General features: G+C 65.2%; 13 protein-coding genes. 6 read left to right on the forward strand and 7 right to left on the reverse strand.

From position 1 onward, the window contains the following. Window positions 1-8: 8 nt before the first annotated feature. Window positions 9-1,004, reverse strand: coding sequence for a lipopolysaccharide heptosyltransferase I (gene waaC / locus C5F75_RS14725; RefSeq protein ID WP_059574183.1), 996 nt, complete (start codon window positions 1,002-1,004; stop codon window positions 9-11). A 168-nt stretch (window positions 1,005-1,172) separates the two neighbouring features. Beyond that, the gene (locus C5F75_RS14730; protein ID WP_059574184.1) at window positions 1,173-2,567 is read right to left on the reverse strand and encodes a phosphomannomutase/phosphoglucomutase; all 1,395 of its coding nucleotides are present in this window, start codon (window positions 2,565-2,567) and stop codon (window positions 1,173-1,175) included. 246 nt (window positions 2,568-2,813) lie between these two features. On the opposite strand from C5F75_RS14730, the gene C5F75_RS14740 reads away from it, so the two are divergent. The 6 genes from C5F75_RS14740 to C5F75_RS36320 all read left to right on the forward strand — a co-directional run bounded on the left by C5F75_RS14740 (window position 2,814) and on the right by C5F75_RS36320 (window position 9,841). Beyond that, the gene (locus C5F75_RS14740; RefSeq protein WP_059641920.1) at window positions 2,814-4,070 is read left to right on the forward strand and encodes a lipopolysaccharide biosynthesis protein; all 1,257 of its coding nucleotides are present in this window, start codon (window positions 2,814-2,816) and stop codon (window positions 4,068-4,070) included. Then, window positions 4,067-4,891, forward strand: coding sequence for a glycosyltransferase (locus C5F75_RS14745; RefSeq protein ID WP_059574186.1), 825 nt, complete (start codon window positions 4,067-4,069; stop codon window positions 4,889-4,891). The genes C5F75_RS14740 and C5F75_RS14745 overlap by 4 nt, the downstream gene beginning before the upstream one ends. Window positions 4,892-4,942: 51 nt before the next feature. Continuing rightward, window positions 4,943-6,079, forward strand: coding sequence for a glycosyltransferase family 4 protein (locus C5F75_RS14750; RefSeq protein ID WP_059574187.1), 1,137 nt, complete (start codon window positions 4,943-4,945; stop codon window positions 6,077-6,079). A gap of 15 nt (window positions 6,080-6,094) precedes the next feature. Next, window positions 6,095-7,117: a UDP-glucose 4-epimerase GalE gene (gene galE / locus C5F75_RS14755; protein WP_059574188.1), complete on the forward strand. Its 1,023-nt coding sequence runs from the start codon at window positions 6,095-6,097 to the stop codon at window positions 7,115-7,117. A 27-nt stretch (window positions 7,118-7,144) separates the two neighbouring features. Next, on the forward strand, window positions 7,145-8,251 hold the full coding sequence (locus C5F75_RS14760) for an MraY family glycosyltransferase (RefSeq protein WP_059574189.1): 1,107 nt from the start codon (window positions 7,145-7,147) through the stop codon (window positions 8,249-8,251). A 687-nt stretch (window positions 8,252-8,938) separates the two neighbouring features. Continuing rightward, window positions 8,939-9,841 (forward strand): sulfotransferase family 2 domain-containing protein, encoded by a 903-nt coding sequence (locus tag C5F75_RS36320; RefSeq protein ID WP_146075207.1) that lies wholly within the window; start codon window positions 8,939-8,941, stop codon window positions 9,839-9,841. 103 nt (window positions 9,842-9,944) lie between these two features. On the opposite strand, the gene C5F75_RS14775 is transcribed toward C5F75_RS36320, so the two are convergent. From C5F75_RS14775 to C5F75_RS14795, 5 genes are all read right to left on the reverse strand, one after another. Further along, the gene (locus tag C5F75_RS14775; RefSeq protein ID WP_104012383.1) at window positions 9,945-11,837 is read right to left on the reverse strand and encodes a polysaccharide biosynthesis protein; all 1,893 of its coding nucleotides are present in this window, start codon (window positions 11,835-11,837) and stop codon (window positions 9,945-9,947) included. Between the two features lie 12 nt (window positions 11,838-11,849). Then, on the reverse strand, window positions 11,850-12,860 hold the full coding sequence (locus C5F75_RS14780; RefSeq protein WP_059574192.1) for an MraY family glycosyltransferase: 1,011 nt from the start codon (window positions 12,858-12,860) through the stop codon (window positions 11,850-11,852). Between the two features lie 5 nt (window positions 12,861-12,865). Further along, window positions 12,866-13,831 (reverse strand): UDP-glucose 4-epimerase family protein, encoded by a 966-nt coding sequence (locus tag C5F75_RS14785; RefSeq protein WP_059574193.1) that lies wholly within the window; start codon window positions 13,829-13,831, stop codon window positions 12,866-12,868. A gap of 525 nt (window positions 13,832-14,356) precedes the next feature. Then, window positions 14,357-15,661, reverse strand: a complete 1,305-nt coding sequence (locus C5F75_RS14790) for a glycosyltransferase (RefSeq protein WP_230951120.1) — start codon at window positions 15,659-15,661, stop codon at window positions 14,357-14,359. Continuing rightward, on the reverse strand, window positions 15,544-16,620 hold the full coding sequence (locus C5F75_RS14795; protein ID WP_059574332.1) for a glycosyltransferase family 4 protein: 1,077 nt from the start codon (window positions 16,618-16,620) through the stop codon (window positions 15,544-15,546). Before C5F75_RS14795 ends, C5F75_RS14790 begins: the two co-directional genes overlap by 118 nt. Window positions 16,621-16,643: the final 23 nt, after the last annotated feature.

Here is a 16,643-nt window from a genome sequence, read left to right on the forward strand (position 1 = left end):
GGACAGCATTACAGGAGACCGAAGCCCGCGAGCGCCGACTTCACCTGCGCGATCGACGGGGGCTGCCCCGCCGTGCCGAGATTGACGACGTTCGGCGACCAGTAGCCGCCGGTCCGCCAGGCCGTCGCGAAATTGTACAGTTCGACCGTCGGACGCTTCAGCGCGGCCGCGATGTGAACCAGACCTGTATCAACCCCGACCGTCGCGGCCGCGCCGTCGATCAGCCCGACCACGGCCGGCAGCGACAGCTTCGGCGGCACGATCGCCGCCGCGCCGAATTCCTTCGCGAGCCGCTCGCTGGTCGCGCGTTCCGCGTCGTTGCCCCACGGTAGCACGAGCGACGCGCCGCGCCGCACGAGCGCCTGGCCGAGCTCGATCCACGCGGCGTCCGGCCACTGCTTGTCGGCGCGCGACGTCGCGTGAACGAACACGACGTACGGCACCGGCAGGTTCAGGCCGAGCGCGGCCACCGCGAGCGCCGCCGCGCGCGTGTCGAGGCCGAATTCGACCGGATCGGCCGGCGTCGGCGCCGGATCGTCCAGCGCGGCCGCGACGAGCTGCCGCGAGCGCTCGACCACGTGCGTGCGCGGCGCGATCGGCACGCGCTTGCGGTAAAAGAAGCGCACCGGCCATTCGTAGCCGGCGCCGTCGGTGCGGTTGCCGAGCCCGACGAGCGGGCCGCGCGCCCAGCTCGCGACCCATGCCGTCTTGATGAGGCCCTGGCAGTCGATCACGAGGTCGTACTGCTCGGCCGCGAGGCGCCGGCGGAACGCACGGATCTCGCGCCACGTCGCGCCCGAAAACGGCCTCTTGCGCCAGCGGCGCAGCGAGAACGGCAGCACGTTGCGCACGCCGTCGACGAGCCGCACGAGGTCGACGAAGCTTTCCTCGACGAGCCAGTCGATCTGCGCATCGGGGTGGCGGCGCCGGATATCGGCGATCACCGGCATGTTGTGCACGACGTCGCCCAGCGACGACACGCGCACGATCAGGATCTTTTGCACGCTGAAAAAACGCCGGCTGGCAGCCGGCGACGGACATAAAGGGGGGATTTTATCGCGGCCGGACGACCGGACAGACAAAAAGCGGCCGCGCGCCCGGGGCGCGCGCCGCTTTTCGGGATGAACACGGCCGATGAACGGCCGTCGTACGGGCGGCCCGCCGGCCGGCGCTCAGAACGGCAGCTTGACGTCCGGCTTCGCGGCCGTCAGCACGCGGCGGAAGTCTTCCTGGATACGCTTGAGCCCTTCCTGCGTCTCGGCTTCGAAACGCATCACGACGACCGGCGTCGTGTTCGACGAACGCGCGAGGCCGAAGCCGTCCGGGTACTCGACACGCAGGCCGTCGATCGTCACGACTTCCTCGGCGCCCTCGAACTTCGCCTCTTTCTGCAGCTTGTCGATCAGGCGGAAATTCTCGCCTTCGTCGAGCCAGAGCTGCAGTTCGGGCGTGCTCATCGCGTCCGGCAGGCTGTTGAGCAGCGCGCTCGGATCGGCCGTCTTCGCGAGGATCTCGAGCAGGCGCGCGCCGGTGTACAGGCCGTCGTCGAAGCCGTACCAGCGATCCTTGAAGAACACGTGGCCGCTCATTTCGCCGGCGAGCGGCGCACCCGTCTCGCGCAGCTTCGCCTTGACCAGCGAGTGGCCCGTCTTCCACATCAGCGGCTCGCCGCCCTTCGACTTCACCCACTGCGCGAGGTGGCGCGTGCACTTCACGTCGTAGATGATCTGGGCGCCCGGGTTGCGCGACAGCACTTCTTCCGCGAACAGCATCAACTGGCGGTCCGGATAGATGATCTGGCCGTCCTTCGTGACGACGCCCAGGCGGTCGCCGTCGCCGTCGAACGCGAAGCCGAGCTCGGCGTCGGTGTCCTTCAGCGCCTGGATCACGTCCTGCAGGTTTTCCGGGTGGGCGGGATCGGGGTGGTGGTTCGGGAACGTGCCGTCGATGTCGGTGAAGCGCTCGACGAGTTCGCAGCCGAGCGCCTTGAACAGGCGCGTCGCGAGCGGGCCCGCGACGCCGTTGCCGGCGTCGACGACCAGCTTCAGCGGCCGCGCGAGCTTCACGTCGCCGACGATACGCGCGATGTATTGATCGGCGACGTCGATTTCCTCATACGTGCCGCTGCCCGTCTCGAACCGCTCGTCGACGATGCGGCGGTACAGCGCCTGAATCTGCTCGCCGTAGATCGCGGCGCCGCGCAGCACCATCTTGAAACCGTTGTAGTCGGGCGGGTTGTGGCTGCCCGTGACGACGATGCACGAATCGACGCGGCGCTCGCCGCCCTTCAGCGCGAGCGGCACGTTCGCCGCGAAATAGCCGACCGGCGTCGGCACCATGCCGACGTCGACGACGTCGACACCCGCAGCACGCAGGCCGTCGGCCAGCGCACCGACGAGTTCCGGCCCGGACAGGCGGCCGTCGCGCGCGACGACGACCGCATCGCCGCCCTGCGCACGCACTTCGCTGCCGAATGCGCGGCCGATCCCGCGCGCCGTGTCGACGTCGAGCGTCTTGCCGACCACGCCACGGATGTCATATGCCTTGAAGATGGATTGGGAGATCATCGATTCTCTTCTCTCTCAGTTGCGTGCATGGAAAATTGTCTGGCTTGGCTGGCCGCCTCTCGCCGGTGCCGCGCATGATACATGCGGCCCCGCAAAACAAGGAATGGAACGGCTGGCGCGGTCGCGATCCCACTTATAATCGCGGGTTTCGATGACGCGCATATCGCCCATTTTAATGCCTGGCCGTCCCGCCGCCGCCCACCCGCCGCTTCCGGCCGCCCTGCCCGCGCGCCGCCGCTGCCGCGCATGCTGAAGCGCTTCGGCAACCCGGACGTCGCGAAAGCCGTCGCGAACCTCGTCTGGCTGGGGCTCGAACGGCTTACACAGATCGGCGTCGCGATCGCGATCAGCGGCCTGCTGGCCCGTTATTTCGGGCCAGATGTGTTCGGCAAATGGCAGTATGCGAATACGCTGCTCCTGGTACTGGCGCCGCTCACCTGGGTGTGCGGCGCGGAAATTCTCGTCCCGACCATCGTCCAGCGCCCGCCCGCCCAGCTCGGCGCGGTGCTCGGCAGCGCGTTCGTGCTGCGCATCGCCGTGTCGGTCGCCGCGCTCGCCGCGACCTGGATCGCGATCGCCGCGGGCGCCTTCGACCCGCTGGTCGGCGCGATGCTCGCGGGCCTCGCGGTCACGATGGTGTTCCGCGAGCCGTTCGTCGGCGTGATCAACGCGTGGCTGCAGAGCATGACCTACAGCAAGCCGCAGCTCGTCGCCAGCATGGTCACCGCGCTCGCCAAGGCGCTGCTCGTGTGGCTGCTGGTGCGCGCGGCCGCCGGCCCCGCCCGCTTCGCGTGGCTGTGGGCGCTGGAAGCCGCCGCGATCGGCTTCGCGCTGCTGCTGTACTACCGGCATCGTAACGGCGGCGCGCTCGGCTGGACGTTCGACAGGCCGCTGTTCCGGCACTTTGCGACGGCCGGCACCGTGTTCTGGCTCGGCCTCATCTGCATGTATCTGTTCCTGAAGCTCGACCGCCTGATGCTCGAGCGCCATGTGTCGTTCGCCGATCTCGGCCGCTACTCGGCCGCGCAGCAGCTCAACGAGAACTGGATCACGCTCGCGCTGATGCTCGCGCAGACCATCGCGCCCGCCTTCGTCTACCGCGTGCAGGACGTCGCGCGGCTGCGCCGCAACATCGTCCGGCTGATCGCGATGACGGCCGGCCTGATGACGGCCGGCGCGCTCGTGCTCGACGCCGCCGCCCCGCTGATCGTCGGCAAGGTGTTCGGCCGCGGCTACGAGGCGTCGGTCGACATCTTCCGCTGGGCCGTGTGGCTGTCCGTGCCGGCCGGCATCGAGGCGATAGGCAATCTTATCGTTCTCAAATATCAAGCAAAATTCGTGTTGCTCACGAAATGGCTGCTCGCGCTGGCGATCGCCGCGCTCGTGAACCTGTTCGCGATCCCGCGGCTCGGCCTGTACGGCGCGCTCGTCGGGCTGGCGGCCGGCTACCTGGCTGCTGCCGCCGTCAACTTTTATTACATCCGTTTCAAGCTGCGAACATGACGCCCCCTGATCGCCCGCCCCCGCTCGACGACGTGGCCGTGCTGATGCCGGCCTACAACGGGCACGACGACGTCGTCCGGACCCTCGCGTCGTTTCGCGAGGATGCGCGCGTGCACGTGCTGATCGTCGACGACGGCAGCACGCCGCCGATCGTCGCGCCCGACCTGCCGGGCCTCGCGATCGACGTGCTGCGCATGCCGCAAAACGGCGGCATCGAACGCGCGCTGGCGGCCGGCATCGACGCGCTCGCCGCGCGCGGCTTCCGCTACGCGGCCCGCATCGACGCGGGCGATCTCGCCGCGCCGCGGCGCCTCGCGAAAGAGCGCGCGTATCTCGGCGCCCACCCGCGCGTCGCCTGCGTCGGCATGTGGACGCAGGTCGTGTCGCGCGCGGGCGAGCCGCGCTTCATGCTCACGCCGCCCACCGATCCGCGCACGCTGCGCCGCACGCGCTTCCTGCGCTCGCCGCTCGTGCATCCGTCGGTCATGTTGCGCATCAACGCCGTGCGCGAAGTGGGCAACTATCGGGCCAAGTACCGCGCGGCCGAGGATCTCGATCTTTTTTTACGGTTAATGCAACGCTACGATTGCGCGAACCTGCCGGAACTCGGCCTGTACTACGAGCTCAACGAGGGCGGGATCAGCGCGACCAAGCGCCGGCGCCAACTGGTGTCGACGCTCACGCTGCTGCTGCGCCACTTCAACGCGCTGAACCCGTACGACTGGGCCGGCCTCGCCAAGAACCTGCTGCACTTCGTGACGCCGTACCGTACGCTGCAGCGCATCAAGCAGACGCTGTTCGCCGCGCGGCCGTCCGCCTGACGCGCATCCGGCCCGTTCGGCAATTTCGACGCTTTATTTTTTCTTTTTTTCATGTCCGCCACCTCTCCGCTGCGCATCGCGCTCGTCTGCAACACGGCCTGGGCGATCCATACGTATCGCCACGGGCTGATCCGTGCGCTCGTCGCGCGCGGCGCCGAGGTCATCGTGATCGCGCCGCACGACCGCACGGTGCCGTTGCTCGAACAGATGGGCTGCCGTTACGTCGCGCTCGCGGTCGCATCGAAAGGCACGAGCCCGCGCGAGGATCTCGGCACGCTCGCCGCGCTCGCGCGCCACTACCGCGCGCTGCGGCCCGACCTCGTGTTCCATTACACGATCAAGCCGAACATCTACGGCTCGGTGGCCGCGTGGCTCGCGCGCGTGCCGTCGATCGCGGTGACGACGGGCCTCGGCTACGTGTTCATCCAGAAGAGCCGCGCGGCGAGCATCGCGAAGCGCCTGTACCGGTTCGCGTTCCGCTTTCCGCGCGAGGTGTGGTTCCTGAACCGCGACGATCTCGCGACTTTCACCGACGAGCGCTTGCTCGCGCATCCCGAGCGCGCGCGGCTGCTGCACGGCGAAGGCGTCGATCTCGACCAGTTCTCGCCCGTGCCGCTGCCGGGCGGCGACGCGCCCGTCTTCATCCTGATCGGCCGGCTGCTGTGGGACAAGGGCGTGCGTGAATACGTGGAAGCCGCGCGTGTCGTGCGAGAGCGCTTTCCGAACGTGCGCTTCCAGTTGCTCGGGCCGCTCGGCGTCGACAATCCAAGCGCGATCGGTCGCGCGGACGTCGACGCGTGGGTCGGCGAAGGCATCGTCGAGTATCTCGGCGAAGCGCACGACGTGCGTCCGCACATCGCGGCGGCCGACTGCGTCGTGCTGCCGTCGTACCGCGAAGGCGTGCCGCGCACCTTGATGGAGGCATCGGCGATGGGTCGACCGATCGTCGCGACCGACGTGCCGGGCTGCCGCGACGTCGTCGCCGACGGCGAAACGGGGTTCCTGTGCCGCGTGCGCGACAGCGGAAGCCTCGCGGAACAATTGATTCGCATGATCGCGCTCGGGCCGCAAGGCCGCGCGGCGATGGGCGCACGCGGCCGACACAAGGTCGCGGCGGAATTCGACGAACAGCAGGTCGTCGAACGCTACAGGCGTACCATCCATTCGTTAACCGGTATCACCCTCTGAAGGAGCGCAACAGCAATGACCGCTAAAGGCACCATCCTCGTCACTGGCGGCGCGGGCTATATCGGCTCGCATACGACCGTCGAGCTGCTCGACAACGGCTACGACGTCGTGATCGTCGACAACCTCGTGAACAGCAAGGCTGAATCGGTGCGGCGCATCGAGCGGATCACGGGCAAGACGCCCGCGTTCCACCAGGTCGACGTATGCGACGAAGCCGCGCTCGCGAAGGTGTTCGACGCGCACCCGATCACCGGCACGATTCATTTCGCGGCGCTCAAGGCCGTCGGCGAATCGGTCGCGAAGCCGCTCGAGTACTACCAGAACAACATCGGCGGCCTGCTCGCCGTGCTCAAGGTCATGCGCGAGCGCAACGTCCGGCAGTTCGTGTTCAGCTCGTCGGCGACCGTGTACGGCGTGCCCGAGCGCTCGCCGATCGACGAATCGTTCCCGCTGTCCGCGACGAACCCGTACGGCCAGTCGAAGCTGATCGCCGAGCAGATCCTGCGCGATCTCGAAGTCTCGGACCCGTCGTGGCGGATCGCCACGCTGCGCTACTTCAACCCGGTCGGCGCGCACGCGAGCGGGCTAATCGGCGAGGATCCGGCCGGCATCCCGAACAACCTGATGCCGTACGTCGCGCAGGTCGCGGTCGGCAAGCTGGAAAAGCTGCGCGTGTTCGGCTCCGACTACCCGACGCCGGACGGCACCGGTGTGCGCGACTACATCCACGTCGTCGATCTCGCGAAGGGGCACATCGCCGCGCTCGATGCGCTGGCCACGCGCGACGCGAGCTTCGTCGTGAACCTCGGCACCGGCCAGGGCTACAGCGTGCTGGAAGTCGTACGTGCGTTCGAGAAGGCGTCGGGCCGCCCGGTGCCGTACGAACTCGTCGCGCGCCGCCCGGGCGACATCGCCGAGTGCTATGCGAACCCGCAGGCCGCGGCCGACATCATCGGCTGGCGTGCGACGCTCGGCATCGAGGAAATGTGCGCCGACCACTGGCGATGGCAGGAGGGGAACCCGCGCGGTTTTGTATAATCCGCTGTCCATTTTTCGAGCGATCCCATGCTCAGCTTCGCGTCCGGCTTCATCGTCTCCTTGCTCGTCACGCTGTTCATCGTGCGCTACGCGCACCTTCACGAGAAATTCTCGATCGACAGCGACCTGGCCGGCGTGCAGAAATTCCACGTGCGGCCCGTGCCGCGAGTGGGGGGCATCGGGATCCTCGCCGGGGTCGTGATTGCCGCGCTTGTCGTGTCGCGACGCTACCCGACGATCGCCGGCAGCATTCTCGGGATCGTCGCCTGCGGGCTGCCGGCGTTCCTGTCCGGCCTCGTCGAGGACCTGACCAAGCGCGTGTCGCCCCGCGCGCGGCTGCTGTGCACGATGGGCGCGGCCGCGCTGGCGTTCTGGCTGCTCGGTATCGCGGTCAAGCGCATCAGCGTGCCGCCGCTCGATTTCCTGCTCGGCTACGTGGCCATCTCGGCGTTCATCACCGTGCTGGCGGTCGCGGCGCTCGCGAACGCGATCAACATCATCGACGGCTTCAACGGGCTCGCGTCGATGGTCAGCTTCATGATGTTCGCGTCGCTCGCGTATGTCGCGTTCCACGTCAACGACCCGGTCGTGATGTCCGCGTCGATCATCATGATGGGCGCCGTGCTCGGCTTCTTCCTGTGGAATTTCCCGGCCGGGCTGATCTTTCTCGGCGACGGCGGCGCGTATTTCATCGGCTTCATGCTCGCGGAGCTCGCGATCATGCTCGTGATGCGCAACCGCGAGGTGTCCGCGTGGTATCCGGTGCTGCTGTTCATGTATCCGATCTTCGAGACCTGCTTCTCGATCTACCGGAAGAAGTTCATCCGCGGGATGTCGCCGGGGATTCCGGACGGCGTGCATCTGCATATGCTCGTGTACAAGCGGCTGATGCGGTGGGCCGTGGGGACGAAGCATGCGCACGATCTGACGCGGCGGAATTCGCTGACTTCACCTTATCTGTGGCTGCTGTGCCTCGTCGCGGTGATTCCGGCGACGCTGTTCTGGCGGCATACCGTGCATCTGTTCGTTTTTGTTGTGGTGTTCGCGCTGACTTATGTGTGGCTTTATCTCAGCATCGTCAGGTTCAGGGCGCCGCGGTGGATGGTGGTGAGGAAGGGGAAGGGGGGGTATTGAGGGGTGCGGGTAGCCGGCGCGTTGTCGGCTCGCATGGCGCGTCGATGCCGACGGACCGTATCACTAGTGGCTTTAGCGTCGTCCCTTCGTTGATTCCTGCGCTATAGACGGCACGGGCCGAATTGCATACCGACGAATACAGCATCCTGACGTTCGGTGTGCCCCAGCCGGTCACGAAGTCCCATCCCGAATCTGCCCTGTACGCGCCGTTCGCCCCGTACGTGATATCGCGAAAGACCGATGGCGTCGTGACCTGAGCGTGGGCGCCGCAAAATCGAGATTCGTCGCGCAGGCACTGGACAACACGCGCGCCCAGGTCGCAGCAAATAGCGGTGCGGACAGACTCGTCCCGCCCACTATCTCGAGTTGTCCGCCCACGGCGACTGCTTCGCCGCTGTTCGGATCGGAGTCGAACGCGACGTCCGGCATGCCCCGAAAAGCCCGTCCCTTGAGCGGCGGAACAGGCAAACGACCGTGCAACGTAGAAATTGAGCTGCTTGAGGCCGCCGGACATCCCGACGATGGGCCGCCTTCGACGCCGGTATTGTGGCAGCCGCCTTTTTTTACCGATAAACTGACATCCCGACATAGCCGCACGCATTCCCCGCCGGCCTTCTACTTGTCGCAAGTCATCGTGAAGAAATCGTCTGCCCAAGGCGATTTTGATAGATCATCTCCAATTAGATCGTGTTCGACTATTTCACTACTCCCAGATTTAAAAACGAACCGCGTAACCACGAAAAGCCGCTTGCGATCATGCACGTCCCGAAAACGGCGGGCACATCAGTCATCACCGGCATATCGCAATCCTTGAAAATCAACGACGAAGTTCGAGGAATCGATCGACTACTGCTCGGCACATTTGATCGACTCTCGGAGTTCGATTATGAGGTTGCGCAGACAATCCATCTTGACGAAAGCAAGATGCCCGAATCGAAGCTGATCATGGGCCATTTCTCTTACAGCACTTTGACGCATCGATACCCGCACGCCCAACTACTGACTTTCCTTCGCGAGCCGTTATCCCGCCTCTTGTCTCATTGGGTGTACTGGCGATGTATGTCGGACGAATATCTTGTGCGTTGGGGAAGTTGGCAAGATTGCATCAAACTCTCGCGCGGCACCCTGAAAGAATTCCTGACGGATCCACGCATTGCGTGTCAAACGGATAATCTGGCCACTCGCATGCTATTGTGGCCGGACGAACGTATCGGGAATGATTCGTTCATCTCCCCGGATCAGGACTCCAGATTACTGAGAGACGCACTGAGTCGACTCGATTCAATTGCTTACAGCGATATTATCGAGAACCCACATTTTCATCAAAATTTGAATCGTTGGTTCAGGACCGATCTGCCAATGATGCATCTTAATTCGACTGCACGTGTGCCGGAAAATCTGCGCATCCGGCTCGACAAGGAACTCGATCAGGAGACGTTGTCATTGCTGGATGACCGATGCAGGCTCGATGTGAAGCTCTGGTCCCTGCTGGCGATACGGCGATTTCCCAAGGGCGCGAAGATACCGTCGCTCCAGCGACAAATCACCATGAGGGCAATTGCCCGTTACGGGGCACTACTCGCACCGTAACGGCGGATTGCATCGTATGTTCGATGCATTGCGCCCTTTTATCCAAGAATAGTTTCAAAAATGGCTACGGTCGGCGGGGCACGCTTGGTAATACCCGCGTCCGCTATCCTCGCGTCGCGGACTTCGGCGGGAACAACGCCGATACGGCTTGAAGGGCAGGACTTGCGGCGGTCTGATATTCCGGCACCCAGCGCCGCAGATCGCGCCGCACCTCGTCGTCGCTCAGCACGCGGTTCTGCATCAGCCACGGCAGCAATTCATCGAGCAGATGATCCGGTACTTCCCGTGCGCGCGCTATCCGCAGCTTCGGATGCGGCGTGCGCGTCGTCGTTTCGTCATCCGCGAGCAGTTCCTCGTAAAGCTTCTCGCCCGGCCGCAGACCCGTGAATTCGATCCGGATCTGGCCTTCCGAAAACCCGTACAGGCGGATCAGATCACGAGCGAGATCGACGATCTTGACCGGCTCGCCCATGTCGAGAATGAAGATTTCGCCGCCGTGTCCCATACTCGATGCCTGCAGCACGAGTTGCGATGCCTCCGGGATCGTCATGAAAAATCGCGTGATCTCGGGATGCGTGACCGTCACCGGCCCCCCCTTCGCGATCTGTTGCTGGAACTTCGGAATCACGCTGCCTGCGCTGCCGAGCACGTTGCCGAAGCGCACGGTCTCGAACTGCGTGCCGCCGCTCGTTTGCTGCAGCGCTTGACAGGCCATCTCGGCAAGACGTTTGCTCGCGCCCATCACATTGGTCGGATTGACTGCCTTGTCGGTCGAGATCAGCACGAAATGACGCACCCCGTGACGAATCGCCGCGCGCCCGACGCGATACGTACCGAGCACGTTATTGCGCAGCGCCTGCCACGCGTTGTGCTCCTCCATCAGCGGCACATGCTTGTACTCTGCCGCATGGAACACGATGTGCGGCGCATGGCGCGACATCACCTGGTCGAGCAACAGCGAATCCTTCGCGTCGCCGATGATCGGCACCACCGGCTGGTCGGGGAAACGCTCGCGCAACTCTTCAGCAAGCCTGTACATCGCGTATTCGGACAGGTCGAACGCGACGAGTTGCGCCGGCGCAAAACGAAGAATCTGCCGGCATAGTTCCGATCCGATCGAGCCGCCCGCGCCCGTCACCATCACGACGCGGCCGCGCAGCAGCGCCTCGACGTGCGGCGTATCGATTGTCACCGCGTCACGACCGAGCAGATCCTCGAGGTCGATATTGCGGACCTGCGACAGGAACCCCTGCCCCGGCATCAATGCGGTCAGCGACGGCAGCACCATCGCTTTCACACCGGCGCGCACGCACAGCGTCGCCACCCTGCGCTGCGTTTCGACCGATGCCGACGGAATCGCGATAATCGCGTATTCGACCTTCAGCGCGTCTGTCCAGTGCTTCAGGTCGTTGAACGAGCCGAGCACCTTGTAGCCGTAGATCTCGCGCCCCTGCTTGGTGACGTCGTCGTCGAGCAAGCCGACCAGACGCCATTCGCCCGAACGCGACAGCTCGCGCGCGAGGCTCGCGCCGGCCGTGCCGGCGCCGAGCACCAACACGGGCTTGCCCTGCCCGACCAGCCCGCCGTACAGGTAGAACTCCTTCGTCGCGCGATACAGCGCGCGCGCCCCGCCCATCGCAAGAAACAGCATCAGCGGCGACACGAGCAGCACCGAGCGCGGGATGATCGGCGATGGCTGGAACATCACGGCGCCGATCATCACGATCACGCCACCGCCGACGACTGCCTTCGAAATGCGCATCAGGTCGGGCAGGCTCGCAAATACCCACAGCCCGCGGTACAGGCCGAACAGGTGGAACATCAGCGCGTAGACCGGCAGCACCCAGACGAGGGCCATCAGCGCGCCGCTCAGGAAATCAGACGGAACGCTGCCGTTGAAACGGATGAGATAAGCGAACAACCACGACGCGACAACGGCCGTCAGGTCGAACAGGAAAGCACTCAGTGACAGCCACGATGCTTTGGATCGCAACATCGGCGGGAAACCTCACGAATTGTTTTCGGCGGCCGCCTGAAACCGGCGCCAGCGCATGTCGATCGACCATCCCATGCATGCCAGGATGGCGTACCACGCGAAGAATGACAGCCATTGCTGCCATTCCGGGCGGCCCTTTGCCCACACGGCGACGATTATGCCTGCGAGCATGATGAGGTACCAATAAAGAGCGGTCCGTCCGTGACCTACGCCCGATCGGACCATCCTTTGATAATAGTGCTCCCGGTGCGCTTGCCAGAACTTTTCGCCGCGTAACAGACGTCTCAAAAGTGTTACAGACGCGTCCGCAATAAAGGGCGCGAACACCAGGGCCGGAAACCAGATCGGCCAGACGTCCGTACGCCAGCCCCAATAGCCGAGCGCCCCGGCCAGGAAACCGAGCGGAATTGAACCTGCATCGCCGAGAAACAGCCTGGCCGGATGGAAGTTGAGTAGCAGGAAGCCGAACGCCGCGCCGGCCACCGCCGCCCCGGTCAAGGCGAGATCGGGGGACGGATGCGCGCCCGTCAACGCCGCGACCGCGTACGCGCCAAAGCCGAACAGCGCCATCCCTCCCGCGAGGCCATCTGCGCCGTCCATGAAGTTGTACAGGTTCGTGAGCCAAACCATCACGAAGCCGACGCCGACGAGCAGCCACCACGGCGCATCGGCCGGGTAGACAGCGATCAGCGCGACGACGGACGCCAGGTGCACCGAGAACCGCACGCGGGCCGGTAGCCCGCGCCGATCGTCGATCTGCGACATCGCGGCAAGCGCGGCGGCGGCGACCGCGATCAGCCACAGGTGCGGCGCCAGCGCCAGCAGCGCGACGATGCAAACCGGCACGATGCCCCACCCGCCGACGCGCGGAGTCGGCAGCGTATGGAGTGAACGATCGTTCGGGATGTCGGTGGCAAGACGCCACGCGAGGCCGGTCGCGAGCAGCACGCGCAAGATGGCCGTCGATGCGATGGCGGCGGCCAGCGCCACCGCAACGGGCCACGTGAATATCGGGAAAGGCATGTCGACTATCGTTGTGTATCGCGCGAACGATACCATGCGGCGGTCGCTTCGAGGCCCTGCCGGGTCGTATAAGGCGGTTGCCAACCGAGCACGCGCTTGATCCGGCCCGTATCGAGTTGCAGGCTGCCGGTCAGGCGGTCGATCGCCGCGCTACGGCCGGTCACCTTGCCGAGCGCACGGAGCAACGCGGCCGGAACCGGCAGAAGCCGCGCCGGCTTGCCTAGGGCGTCGCCGACCAGACGCAGCAGGCCCGTGACGGACGGTGCGTCGTCATCGGCAACGTGGAAGCATTCACCGGCCGCGTGCGGGTTCGTCGCGCATTGCAGCATTGCATCGGCGAGATTGTCGACGTAGACGATGCTGCGGCGCGAGGAGACGGAACCGAGCGGCAGCGGCATCCCGCGCGCCACCGCATCCATCATTCGCAGAAAATTGGCACGGACGGACGGGCCGTAGACGAGCGGCGGCCGCACGACGACGACATCGAGCCCGGCCGATGCGCCGAACCGCGCGAGTTGCTGTTCCGCACGCAGCTTCGAGCGGCCGTATGCGTCCTGTGGGTTGGGGCGCACGCTTTCAGACAGCGGTGCGCCGCCGTCGCTTTCGCCCACCGCCTTGATGCTGCTCGCGTACACGATCCGACGCACGCCATGCTTGCGCGCGGCCTCGGCGAGACGCAGCGTGCCCGTGACGTTGGTCGCGTCGAATGCGGCGTCGGGATCGGGCGACTCGTCGCGCATGACGTGCACGCGCGCGGCGAGGTGGATCACGCAATCGGCGGTCAGGTCGGCCGGCCATTCTTCGGCGAGGCCATCGAAATCGGCGCCGCCATGCACCCACTCGCGTACGCCGTCGACGCATCCGCCCGGCCGCCGCACGAGTGCCGTGACAGCGTGCCCGGCGTCCAGCGCGAGACGGCAAACTGCGCGGCCGACGAAGCCGTTCGCGCCGGTGACAACGAGATGCGTCATGATCGCCTCCGACTCAGCCGGCGGACATCGCTACATAACCGCCTGATGCCACTGCCGATGACCACGCACGAAATCGGAGCGTCAAGCGCGCGCGTCACTACGCCACGCGCTACATCGCAGGTGGGGCCGCTTGTGCCCAGCGGGCGCACGCATACGGGAAGGGGGCCAAAGAAGAACACGGATGGCTCTCGAAAACGAGGAGGATATCGATCGTGGACACCGTCATCGATTCGCACCACCGCGCACCCGCCCGCGGTAGGGCCGATACGAATCGATGCGCGGCCTCTGAATCGGACATAAATGCTGCACCGCTGATGTGACCGGGGTCGCCCCGCCCCGGACACGGCCTCATGAAAGAAGACCGCCGTCGCCGGCATCGGGGGTTCAAACGGACGCGTGCCAAATTGTAACCGTGCCGGCTCGCGGCCTCCAAGCCGGGCGCCTCGAATAGCCGGGCCGACGGCGCTCGAACCGCTACTTGCAACCGAGCCGTACGCGTATGGGCCGCGACGGGCACGACAGCGATCAAGCCAGCAACGCATTCACCTTTTCGACGAGCGGCGCAATCATTCGCTCCCACCCATGCTCACGTTCGACGAAGGTGCGCGCTCGCGCCGCCATCTCTACCGACGCGGCCTCGTCGGCGACGAGTTGTTCGATGCAATCGACAAATTCCTCCGGCGTATCGGCGATCAACAGTTCCCGCCCCCCTTCAGCACCCAAGCCCTCATGGCCCAGCGACGTGGTAACGACGGGTAGCCCGAGCGCCATGTACTCGAGAATCTTGTTCTGCACTCCCGCGCCGATGCGCATCGGACATACGCCGATTGCGCCGTCTGACGCAGCTTGCGCAACCGACTCGACCCGGCCGGTCACTTCGACGCCGTCGTACGCGCGAAATCGTTCGGCGAGTGCAGGTACGATCGACCCCACGATCCGGAAACGATAGTCGGCACGCTTGCGCAGCAACGGCAATACGGCCCCGGCGAAAAAGTGACACATATCCTGGTTCTGGACCGTGCGCATGTCGCCGATGAAAATCACGACGCGGCTCGCCATGCTGCGCGGCGTGTACGGCAGGCCCGACAGGTCAACACCGTTCGAGCACACCATCACGTTCTTGCCCGACGCGCCGGGAAACAGGTAGTCGCGATCCGTTCTGGAAACCAGCACCGAGAGATCGAAGTCGTCGACGATCGTTCGCTCGTAGTCGAGCAGGCGCTTTGCCTCGATACCGAACACGCGCGACTTCAGTCCTCGTGCGTTCTTCAACTGCTTCACACGACTGTAGTTGAGCGAGATCGCGTCGGTCATTTCGAGGATGCGCGGCTTGTCCGACTTGCGTACATATTCGGCACAGCGCACGAGATGCACGAATACGCCATCATGCGACGGCAGCAATCTCGCCACCGCCGCCGCAAATGCGCGGCTCCGGTAGTACGCGACCTGCAACGGCGTGCGGGTCGGCAACGCGAGCAGCGTATTGAGGTACGACAGCCGGCGAGGCAGGAAGACCCGTTCGACGCGGTCGAACACGCCGTCGTCCGGCAACACGGCATGCATTTCTTCGTCGGTCTCGCACATGCTCAGCAGCGTCAGCGAGTAATGGCGGGACAGCACGCGACAGAGATGGTAGATCCGCAGCTTGTCGCCGCCGATCACCGGATACGGAAACCGCGGCGTCAGCACCAGCAGTTTCTTCTTGTTCTGGCTCATGACAGGCGGGCCCAGAAATCCTGAATCGATGGACGAACGGCAGACGCCGAATAGGTGCGCGCGCGGTCCATGCCGGCACCGACCGCCACGTCGAATCGCGTACTGTCGCCCCATACGTGGCGGATCTGTTCGGCCATGTCCTCGACCGAATAAGGATCGAACTGCAGGCCGCACTCGCCGACGATCTCGGGCATCGACGTCGTGTTGCTGCATGCGACCGGTGTACCGGACGCCATCGCTTCCAGCAATGGAATCCCGAACCCTTCGAACAACGACGCAAAGACGAACGCGCGGGCGTGGCGGTACTGCTGCCGCAGATCCTCTCGCGACACGTAGCCCAGCAGTTCGACGACGCCCCCCAGCCCAAGCGCATTCGCTCGCCCGAGAAAGTGCGCGTGATGGTCGGATTTGATTCCCGCGATCCTGAGCCGTGCGTCATCGCCCAGTGCGGGCCTCGCCATCGCGAAAGCCTGCAGCAGACGGTCAACGTTCTTGCTGGGCACTTCTCCCGCTACCGTGAACAGATACGGCTGGCGGGCAGGCCGACTGACCGGCGGCGCGAACCAGTCGTCCGAAATCGTGCACGGAATGACAGGGACGTCCGCCTCGCGCAACCCGAACCGCTCCATCAACTCTCGCTGTGTGAAGCGTGAGATGGTGAGCACGGCGTCGGCCCGGCGAACGAGCCGAGGCACCACTTGACGACGGTAAACCCGCCCAACGGTCTGATACAACGATCGCGCCGGCGGCAGCACATGCCACGGCTTCATGTAGATCAGGTCATGGACGACCGCGATCACCCGCGTGCTGCCCGTGGACCGCAGCGGCCCCGTGTTATACGGGCATAGCAGATAGTCGAGCTTCTGCTCACGGCACAAGCGCGGCAACTCGACCTGCTCCCACCACGGGAAGAAACCGTGACCGTCACTGACGAACGGCCACTCGTCGGCACTCACGCCGCTCGGCGCCAGACCCAGCACCGACGCGCTGACCGGTTCCACCAGTTGCCGGGCGAATCGCCCCATGCCGCGGTAGTTGCCCACCATCCAGGTGATATCCACCCCCAACTTCACGTGCTGCTCCTCATCCGGGCCGA

Origin of the sequence: Burkholderia anthinoferrum, from assembly GCF_002925705.1 — a bacterium.
GTDB lineage: Bacteria > Pseudomonadota > Gammaproteobacteria > Burkholderiales > Burkholderiaceae > Burkholderia > Burkholderia semiarida.